10 protein-coding genes are annotated in these 8,437 nt (G+C 68.0%); 2 read left to right on the top strand and 8 right to left on the bottom strand.

All coding sequences use genetic code 11. From position 1 onward, the window contains the following. Window positions 1-12: 12 nt before the first annotated feature. Window positions 13-126, top strand: coding sequence for a hypothetical protein (locus IQ782_RS26140; protein WP_338092651.1), 114 nt, complete (start codon window positions 13-15; stop codon window positions 124-126). An 18-nt stretch (window positions 127-144) separates the two neighbouring features. Here the strand turns inward: IQ782_RS26140 and IQ782_RS26135 are convergent, their stop codons facing one another. The 4 genes from IQ782_RS26135 to IQ782_RS26120 form a co-directional block, all read right to left on the bottom strand. After that, a complete protein-coding gene (locus IQ782_RS26135; protein WP_194137620.1) occupies window positions 145-1,335 on the bottom strand; it encodes a M20 aminoacylase family protein in 1,191 nt (396 codons plus the stop codon). Then, window positions 1,316-1,873, bottom strand: a complete 558-nt coding sequence (locus IQ782_RS26130) for a TRAP transporter small permease (RefSeq protein ID WP_194137619.1) — start codon at window positions 1,871-1,873, stop codon at window positions 1,316-1,318. The genes IQ782_RS26135 and IQ782_RS26130 overlap by 20 nt, the downstream gene beginning before the upstream one ends. A 67-nt stretch (window positions 1,874-1,940) precedes the next feature. After that, a complete protein-coding gene (locus IQ782_RS26125) occupies window positions 1,941-2,915 on the bottom strand; it encodes a TRAP transporter substrate-binding protein (protein ID WP_194137618.1) in 975 nt (324 codons plus the stop codon). 21 nt (window positions 2,916-2,936) lie between these two features. Beyond that, complete coding sequence (locus IQ782_RS26120; protein ID WP_194137617.1) at window positions 2,937-4,220, bottom strand: TRAP transporter large permease; 1,284 nt, start codon at window positions 4,218-4,220, stop codon at window positions 2,937-2,939. A 217-nt stretch (window positions 4,221-4,437) separates the two neighbouring features. On the opposite strand from IQ782_RS26120, the gene IQ782_RS26115 reads away from it, so the two are divergent. Further along, window positions 4,438-5,349 carry a LysR family transcriptional regulator gene (locus IQ782_RS26115; protein ID WP_194137616.1) on the top strand — a complete coding sequence of 304 codons (912 nt, stop codon included), beginning with the start codon at window positions 4,438-4,440 and terminating at the stop codon, window positions 5,347-5,349. 8 nt (window positions 5,350-5,357) lie between these two features. Here IQ782_RS26115 and IQ782_RS26110 read toward each other — a convergent pair whose 3' ends face one another. Genes IQ782_RS26110 through IQ782_RS26095 form a run of 4 tightly spaced genes read right to left on the bottom strand, consistent with a single transcriptional unit; the run spans window position 5,358 to window position 8,432 of the window. After that, window positions 5,358-6,101, bottom strand: coding sequence for an ABC transporter permease (locus IQ782_RS26110; RefSeq protein WP_240989583.1), 744 nt, complete (start codon window positions 6,099-6,101; stop codon window positions 5,358-5,360). Further along, complete coding sequence (locus IQ782_RS26105) at window positions 6,101-6,826, bottom strand: ATP-binding cassette domain-containing protein (RefSeq protein WP_194137614.1); 726 nt, start codon at window positions 6,824-6,826, stop codon at window positions 6,101-6,103. The genes IQ782_RS26110 and IQ782_RS26105 overlap by 1 nt, the downstream gene beginning before the upstream one ends. Then, the gene (tenA, locus tag IQ782_RS26100; RefSeq protein WP_194137613.1) at window positions 6,823-7,500 is read right to left on the bottom strand and encodes a thiaminase II; all 678 of its coding nucleotides are present in this window, start codon (window positions 7,498-7,500) and stop codon (window positions 6,823-6,825) included. The genes IQ782_RS26105 and tenA overlap by 4 nt, the downstream gene beginning before the upstream one ends. After that, window positions 7,497-8,432, bottom strand: a complete 936-nt coding sequence (locus tag IQ782_RS26095) for an ABC transporter substrate-binding protein (protein ID WP_194137612.1) — start codon at window positions 8,430-8,432, stop codon at window positions 7,497-7,499. Before IQ782_RS26095 ends, tenA begins: the two co-directional genes overlap by 4 nt. Window positions 8,433-8,437 lie beyond the last annotated feature (5 nt).

Here is an 8,437-nt window from a genome sequence, read left to right as displayed (position 1 = left end):
GAGCACGCAGGTATCGTCGATGCGATCATCGACGGCGATGCGGCGCGTGCCGAGGCAGCGATGAAGGCGCATCTCGAAGGCAGTCTTGGCCGCTACCGCGCGCTGCTGCGCAGCGGTGCACGGTAGCGGCCGGGCGGGACGGGATCAGAGCCCCAGTTCGGCCTGAACGACGTTCATCCAGTAGGCCACGCCGATCGGGATCAACGCGTCGTTGAAGTCGAATTTCGGCGTGTGGACGAAGGCGGACCCGGGGCCGTCGCCATTGCCGATCATCACATAGGCACCGGGCACCTTCTCGAGCATGAAGGAAAAGTCCTCGGAGCCTCCGGCCAGCGGGGCATCCGGGTCCACCAACTCGGCCCCGACGGTGCCTGTGGCCGCGGCGGCGGCGCGCTGCACCTCGGCGGCGGTGTTGACCAGCGGCGGGTAGCGGCGGGTGTAGATCAGCCGGGCCGTGGTGCCATGCGGCGCGGCGCAGCTTTCGGCGAAGGCGCCGATCGACTGTTCCAGAAGATCGCGTATCTCGGGCCGGTAGGAGCGCGCGGTGCCGCGCACGACCACGCGGGAGGGGATGATGTTCGGGCTGTCGTAGCTTCCGGCGTCGATGTGCCCGACCGAGATCACCGCCGCCTCGGTGGCCGGCACCTTGCGCGAGATGATCTGCGACAGCGCCGCGATGAACTGTCCTGCCGGGACCGTGGGATCGGACGCGGCATGGGGCATGGCCCCATGCCCGCCGCTGCCCTCGAAGATCACTTCCCAGGTATCGCCCGCCGACATGAAGGCACCCGCGCGTGTGCGGACCTGGCCGAGCGGCTCCTTCGGTCCGTTGTGCACGCCGTAGACGGCGTCGCAGGGGAAGAGGTCGAAGAGCCCGTCCTCGATCATCACGCGCGCGCCGCCAAGGCCCTCCTCGGCGGGCTGGAAGATGAAATGCACCGTGCCGGCGAAGTCAGGATCGGCGGCCAGTTTCTCGGCCGCGCCAAGCAGCATCGTCGTGTGCCCGTCGTGACCGCAGGCGTGCATCTTGCCGGGCACCTCCGAGGCATAGGGCAGCCCGGTCTGCTCCTCGATGAAGAGCGCGTCCATGTCGGCGCGCAGGGCGATGGTCCGGTTGCCGGGATGGCGGCCCTTCAGCGTCCCGACGACGCCGGTCCGGCCAAGTCCGCGATGGATCTCGATGCCCATGGCCAGCAGCCGCTCGGCGACGATGCCCGAGGTCCGCACCTCCTCGAAGGCGGTCTCGGGATGGCGGTGGATGTCGTGGCGCAGCTCGGTCAGGCGGGTGATGAAATCTGAGTCGGCGCGCAGCGCGTCAGGCGTGATCGAGGGCATTGAAGTCTCTTTCCGGACGTGGGGTCCGCAGTGTCGCAAGGCCCCGCGCGCAATGCGCGAGCCCATGCAGGAAGATGGCGATGATGAAGATCGGCACGGTCACCGCGACGAAGATCGTCGGCATGTCGAAGCTCTCGGCGGTGGTGTAGAGGTTGCGTGCCAGGAATGACCGCTCGGGGTTCAGGCCGGGGCCGAAGAAGCAGAAGAACAGGATCGGGCCGAGGAAGATCACGACCGCCGCGCCGCGCAGCAGCGCAGCCAGCGCGAGCAACGGCCGGGGCAGCGTGGCGGGCAGCTTGACCAGCTTGGGGTCAAACCCGGCGCGATACGAGATCGCGGCCCCCAGCAGGCCGACCCAGACCATCGCGTAGCGGGCGGCCTCTTCGGTCCAGGCGGGGGGCGCGGAAAACCCGTAGCGGGCCACGACCTGCAGCGAGATGAAGGCGACCATCAGCACCAGCCCGACAAGCGCGATGGCGCGCAGCAGGCGGTCGATGCCGAAGCTCAGCCGGTCGAGAAAACGCGCGGTGGCGTGCATGAAGGACTCCTTGGCAGGGCAGGGAAGGAGGGGGCGCGGCGCCGGCCGCACCCCGGTGAGCGATGGATCACTCGGTGAATTGCGTGATGTAATCCACGTCTTCCTGCGGCACGATCTGGTTCCACACCGCGCGCGAGGCTTCGACGAACTTCTCACGCTCGCCCTCGGCGAGGGGGGTCACCTCGATTCCCCCGTCGACGATGACCTGCTCGAAATAGGGTGCCTGCTCGAGCGCCCAGGCCCGGTTGACCTCGATGCCACGGGCGACGGCCTCGTCGACCCAGCCGCGTTCTTCGTCGCTGAGGAAGCTGTACCAGTCGTCCGACATCATGATGACCTTGGGCACCGGGCCGGCATTGAGCGGGGTGAAGTAGTTCAGCAGCTCGACCTGTCCGGCGGCGACCACCGTGGAGGGCGGGTTGAAGTGGCCGGTGGCAACGCCGGTTTGCAGGGCGTTCGGGGTCTCGGCCCAGCTGACCACCGTGGGCTTGGCGCCCCAGGCCGACATGAAGGTCACCTGGTCGCCGTTCTGTGCGCGCAGGCGCATGTCGGCGACATCGGCCAGCGTGGTGACCGGCTTTTCGGTGTTGAACAGGCCCAGGGTGCCGCCGCGCATGGCGAAGCCGGCGACGCGCACGCCAAGGCGCGACGCCTCCTCGTTGATCTTGGCCAGCCCGTCGCTTTCCTCGACGATGCGGTCGAAGGAGGCCTCGTCGGAGGTCAGGAAGGGCAGGAACAGCGTCGAGGACCATTTCGAGGCCTTCATCAGCACGCCGCCGTTGCCGATGTTGACCGCGATCAGCCCCTGCGAGGTCTGGTCGAAGCGGTCGCTCTCTTTGCCCAGCGTGTTCGACGGGTGCACGACCACGTTGACGCCATGCTCGGCGAGGCTTTCGGCGAAGGCATGGATGAAGACGTATTCGGCGTCGTTCTTCAGGTCCTCGGTGCCGGCGAAGGCGACGATCACGTCGTCCATTGCGCTGGCAGCGGTGGCGGTGAGCGCGGCAAGCCCGAGGCTGGCGGCAAGCAGGGTGGTTTTCATTCTTGTGTCTCCTGTTGGGGATCAGTTGATGAGGCCGAGGTAACGCGGCAGGGTCAGCGAGATCGCCGGGACGTAGATCAGCACGCCCAGAAGGATCAGTTCGACCACGAGGAAGGGCAGGCAGGCCCGGACCAGCCGCCAGTAGCCGATGTCCACCACCGTCGAGAGGATCAGCAGCACGCCTCCGAGCGGCGGGGTCAGCAGGCCGACGGTCAGGTTGAAGCCGATGAGGATGCCCATGTGCACCGGGTCGACCCCGAGCGCGATGGCCGGCGGGATCAGCAGCGGGCCAAGCAGGGCGACGGCGGCCTTCACGTCCATGACCATGCCCGCCGCAAGGAAGATCAGGTTCAGAACGATCATGTAGCCGGTGGCGTCGAGCCCGACGTCGCCGATCATCTCGGCCAGTTTGCGCGGCAGCTGCTCGACCGAGGTCAGATAGCCGAAGGTGGCGACGGCGACGAGGATGATGAACACCGCGCCCGAGAGCATGACGGTGCGCGACAGTGCCTCCTGCACGTCGCGCAGGGTCAGCCGGCCATAGAACATGCCCACGGCCAGCGCCGCGAGCGAGGCCACGCCCGCCGCCTCGGCCGGGGTCATGACGCCGAAGAGGATGCCCGACAGGATGATCACCGGAAGCGACAGCGCCGGCAGCGCCTGCACCAGCGAGCCCCAGAACGGCGGGATCTCCGAGCCCTTGCCACCCGGATGGTCATAGCGGTGCGCCATGAAGGCGTTGACCGCCATCAGCACCGCCGCCAGCAGCAGACCCGGCACCACGCCCGCGGCGAAGAGCGCCACCACCGAGGTGTTCAGCAGCGCGCCGTAGAAGATCAGGATGATCGACGGCGGGATGATCGGCCCGATGATCGACGAGGCGGCGGTGATCGCCGCGGCATAGTCGCGGCTGTAGCCCTGCCGCTCCATCTCGGGCACCAGCGTGTTGCCGAGCGCCGCGGCATCCGCCGTCGCCGAGCCGGAGATGCCCGCGAAGAACACCGAGGTCAGGATGTTCACATGCGCCATGCCACCCTTGAACCGGCCCAGCATCGACAGCGAGAAGCGGATCAGCGCCTCGGTGACGCCGCCACGGTTCATCAGCTCGCCGGTCAGGATGAACAGCGGCATGGCGAGGAAGGCGAAGACGTCGAGCTGGCTCATCGCCCGCTGCGGCAGCGCGGCAAGGTAGCGCGTCTGGTCGAGGCTGAAGAAGCCGACGATGGTGGCTCCGCCGACGAAATAGGCGATGGCCGAGCCCGAGAGCAGCGTCGCGGTGAGAAAGAGGAAGGGGAATATCGGCATCAGTGTCTCCTTTCAGCGGAGACAAGGGAACCGGCGCTATATAGGCAATACGATAAATATTGGCCAACTCATACGTTTCGCGTATGGGTTCGCTTGGAGTGCAACGCGAATTGCCGGTTGAAAGCTGGTGCGGCCGCGTTCCGGGCTGGGTGCCGCGGCGACTGAATTTCGGTCGTTGCTGACTCTGTGATTAAAAAATAGGCGTTTTGGGGGCGCGATGAACGGCATCAACCTGCACCGTCTTCAGGTGTTCCGGACGGTCTTCGAGACCGACAGCGTCAGTGCGGCGGCGCGCGTCATGCGCCTGTCGCAGCCGACCGTCAGCCGCCATCTGCAGATCTTCGAGGACGAACTGGGACTGGTGCTGTTCCGGAATGTCTCGGGCCGGCTGGAGCCGACCTGGGAAGCGCAGCGGCTCTATGCCGAGAGCGGCGGGCTCTTCGAGCGGCTGGGCCAGGTCGAGCAGTCGGTCGAGTCGATCCGGCGCGGCAAGCAGGAGGCGCTGCGGATCATGGCCACCGCGGCGCTCGCCAACGCGGTTGTGCCCGATGCCATCGGGCAGCTCCACCGGCGCTTCCCCGATCTCGAGGTCGTGGTGGATGGCGGGCGGCAGAACAACCAGCTGCCGGCGCTGCGCGAGGGCTCGGCCGATCTGGGGGTCGGCGGCGCCTGGGGGGACCGGCCGGAGCTGCGGCAATGGATCATCGGGCTCATGCCGCTGGTGGCGGTGGTGCCGCCCGACCATCCGCGCGCCAGCGAGGCGGCCTTCGATCTCGCCTGGCTGCATGGCAGCGATTACGTGAACCACAATATCCACGCGCCGCTTGGTGCGCGGGTCGAGGCCGAGCTGGCCCGTCGCGGGATCGAGCCGCGGCGGCGGCTCACCGCGCTCAGTATCCCCTTTGCGGTGGGGCTCGCACGGGGGGCGCGGCTCTGCACGGTGGTCGACCGGCTTTCGGTGACGGCGCTGCGCGGGACGGGAATGCGGGTGCTGCCGCTGGCCAGTCCCCTTGACCTCGAACTGGCGGTGATCCAGATGGCGAACCGCCCCGAGCGCAGCCCTGTCACCGCCTTCGTTTCGGCGATGCGCAGCGCCTATGAGCAGGCCCTGTTGCAGCCGATGAACTGACCTGCGTCTCAGGCCCGGTCGGGGCTGGAGCCACTCAGGCGTCGCGTGGCCAGATGCACCGCGAGATGCAGCAGAACCGCAAAGACCCCCAGCGTCAGCAGCGCGGCAAACATGAGGTCGGTTTTGGCCCGGCCGTTCGCCAGGAGCATCAGGTAGCCCAGCCCGCGCGAGGCACCGACCCATTCGCCGATGACCGCGCCGATCGGTGCATAGACCGCGGCCAGCCTTATGCCGGAGGCGAGCGACGGGAGCGCCGCGGGAATGCGGATCAGCCGAAGCGTCCGCCAGTGCCCGGCCTGCATGGTCTGCGCAAGATCGAGCAGCCCGCGCGGCGTCCGCATGAGACCGTCGCAGAAGGACGAGGTGACCGGGAAGTAGATGATCAGCACGGCCATGGCGATTTTCGATCCCAGGCCGAAGCCCAGCCACAGCGTCAGGATCGGCGCGAGGGCGAAGACCGGCAGCGCCTGGGTGAAGACCAGGATCGGCTGGATCACCAGCCGCGCGACGCGCGAGCTTGCGAGGTAGATGGCGCTCGCGATGCCGAGTGCCGTGCCGATCACAAGCCCGATCAGCACCTCCATCGCGGTGATCAGCGTGTGTTCGGCGATGAGCGCGCGGTTGGTCCACCAGCTTTCGGCCACCAGCCGCGGGCCGGGCAGGATGAACTTCGGCAGGCCGGTCAGGGTGACGATGCCCTGCCAGAGCAGCAGCGCAAACCCGATCGCCAGGAAGGCCGAGCCATATTTCATCACGCCGCGTCCCGCAGCCTGCGCAGCAGCTCTGCCTGACATCGGAGCGTGTCCAGGTCGTCAACGGGCCGTGGCACGGGGGCGGCGGGGGGCGGGCAATCTGTCACGCCCTTCGGGGTCAGCACGACGATCGCGTGACCGAGCCGCGCCGCCTCGGCGGGATCGTGGGTGACCACCAGCACGGTCCGGCCCTGCAGCAGATCGGCTGCAAGCTCCTGCATCGCCGCGCGCGTCTGCGCATCGAGCGCCGAGAAGGGCTCGTCCAGCAGGATGATCGGCTTGTCCTCCATCAAAGTCCGCGCAAGGGCGACGCGCTGGCGCTGGCCGCCGGAGAGGGCGCCGGGCTTCTTCTGCGCGTGGCCGGAGAGCCCGACCCGCGCGAGGATATGCGCGAGGCGGTCTGCATCCGCCCGCTGGCCTCGAAGGCGCGCGCCAAGACGGATGTTGTCGGTGACGCTTGCCCAGGGCAGCAGCAGGTCATCCTGCGCCATGTAGGCGACGCGTTCCGGGATCGGTCGCGTGTCGGTCGCGGTGATCGTACCATCGAAGCTTGCGCCGGTCGGCAGGCCGCAGATCAGCCGCAGCACGGTGGATTTGCCGACCCCGGAGCCGCCCAGCAGGCAGGTCCAGCGCCCGGCGGGCAGCGTCAGCCTGAGCGGCGCGAAGAGCGGCGCGCCGTCGATGCTGGCAGAGCCTTCCAGCGTGACCCCCGGCGCCCTGCTCACGGGGTGAGGCCCATCTGCCAGAAGCCCACTTCCAGTTCTGTCGCGGTGCGGAAGGTGCGGCAGAGCCGCTGCCAGCGGGGGGACCGTTCGAACTCCGCCCCCAGTCGGCGCTCCAGCGCGCCGTCGAGCAGGGCCCCCACGGCGGCGCAACTTTGCTGATACTCCTTCCCGGCGTAGGTCCCGATCCAGTCGGCATAGCGCTCTGATGTGGCCTCGGTATGCAGCCGCGCGCCGATCTCGCCGTAGCCCATCACGCAGGGCGCCAGCGCGGCCAGCAGGTCGAGCAGGTCGCCGCTGTAGCCCGCCTCCAGCACGAAGCGCGTGTAGGCGAGGTTCTCTGGGCGCTCGGCGGTGGCGAAGAGGTCGTCGGCGGGGATGCCGGCCTGCGCGCAGATCTCGACGTGCAGCTGCATCTCCTCGGCGACCAGCGCGTTCACCGTGCCCACGGCGGCAAGCATTTCCGCGTGGGTTTCCGATTTCACAACCGCAAGAGCCCAGGCCCGCGAGAAGTGCACGAGGAAGACGTAGTCCTGCCGCAGGTAGTGGAGAAAGGCCTCGCGGGGCAGGCTGCCGTCGCCGAGACGCTCGACAAAGGCATGGCGGGTGTAGTCCCGCCATGCCCCGCCCGCCTGCACGCGCATCGCGGCGAAGGCACGGCCATAGTCCCGGCTCATTGCGCGGTCACGTCGATGGCGATGTCCTCGACGGGGTTCAGCGTGTCGATCATGCCGCTGTCTTTGAGGAAGCTTTCGAAACGGGCGTAGCGCCCCGCGTCGAAGGCCGCCGGGCGCAGCGCGAAGCGCGGCAGCGTGTCCTGCCAGGCGCGGGCGTTGAGCTCGTCCTGCAGCTCGGGCGAGGTGGCGGAGAAGATCTCCCAGCTCTCCTCGGGGTTGTTGATGATGAACTGTGTCGCCTTCTCGGTGGCGGCAAGGAAACGGGCGATCCTGCCGCTGTCCATGCGCTCGGGGTTGGCGACGTAGATCAGCTCGTCATAGGAGGGCACGCCCTCTTCCTCGATGTAGAAGCAACGTCCCTCGACGCCCTCGATCTCCATCTGGTTCAGCTCGAAATTGCGGAAGGCCCCGATCACCGCATCGACCTGTCCCGACATCAGCGCGGGCGAGAGTGAGAAGTTCACGTTGATCATCTCGATGTCCTCGGGCGTGACGCCGTGGCCGCCGAGCATCGCCTGAAGCACTGCCTCTTCGACCCCGGCGACGGAGAAGCCGATCTTGCGGCCCTTGAGGTCGGCCAGCTCCTGCACCGGGCCGTCCTTCAGCACCAGCAGGCAGTTGAGCGGCGTCGCGACCAGCGTGCCGACGCGCTTCAGCGGCAGGCCCTCGTGGATCTGCAGGTGAAGCTGCGGCTGGTATGACACCGCCAGATCGGCCTGCCCGGCGGCGACCAGCCGAGGCGGGGCAGAGGGGTCGGCGGGGGCGACGATCTCGACCTCGAGGTCCTGCTCGGCGAAATAACCCTTCTCCTGCGCGATGACGATCGGGCCGTGGTCGGGATTGACGAACCAGTCGAGCAGCAGGGTCATCTTGTCGGCGGCCAGCGCGGGGCTGGCGGTCAGAAGGGCGAGGGCGGTCAACAGGGGTTTCACTGGGG

It is taken from the genome of Salipiger mangrovisoli, from assembly GCF_015223355.1.
GTDB classification, from domain to species: Bacteria; Pseudomonadota; Alphaproteobacteria; order Rhodobacterales; family Rhodobacteraceae; genus Salipiger; species Salipiger mangrovisoli.
This window is presented reverse-complemented; position numbering and strand designations above follow the sequence as displayed.

Coding starts and splice junctions, on each gene's coding strand:
- IQ782_RS26135 (WP_194137620.1), bottom strand. CDS start 1,335: ATGCCCTCGATCACGCCTGACGCGCTGCGCGCCGACTCAGATTTCATC.
- IQ782_RS26130 (WP_194137619.1), bottom strand. CDS start 1,873: ATGCACGCCACCGCGCGTTTTCTCGACCGGCTGAGCTTCGGCATCGAC.
- IQ782_RS26125 (WP_194137618.1), bottom strand. CDS start 2,915: ATGAAAACCACCCTGCTTGCCGCCAGCCTCGGGCTTGCCGCGCTCACC.
- IQ782_RS26120 (WP_194137617.1), bottom strand. CDS start 4,220: ATGCCGATATTCCCCTTCCTCTTTCTCACCGCGACGCTGCTCTCGGGC.
- IQ782_RS26115 (WP_194137616.1), top strand. CDS start 4,438: ATGAACGGCATCAACCTGCACCGTCTTCAGGTGTTCCGGACGGTCTTC.
- IQ782_RS26110 (WP_240989583.1), bottom strand. CDS start 6,101: ATGAAATATGGCTCGGCCTTCCTGGCGATCGGGTTTGCGCTGCTGCTC.
- tenA (WP_194137613.1), bottom strand. CDS start 7,500: ATGAGCCGGGACTATGGCCGTGCCTTCGCCGCGATGCGCGTGCAGGCG.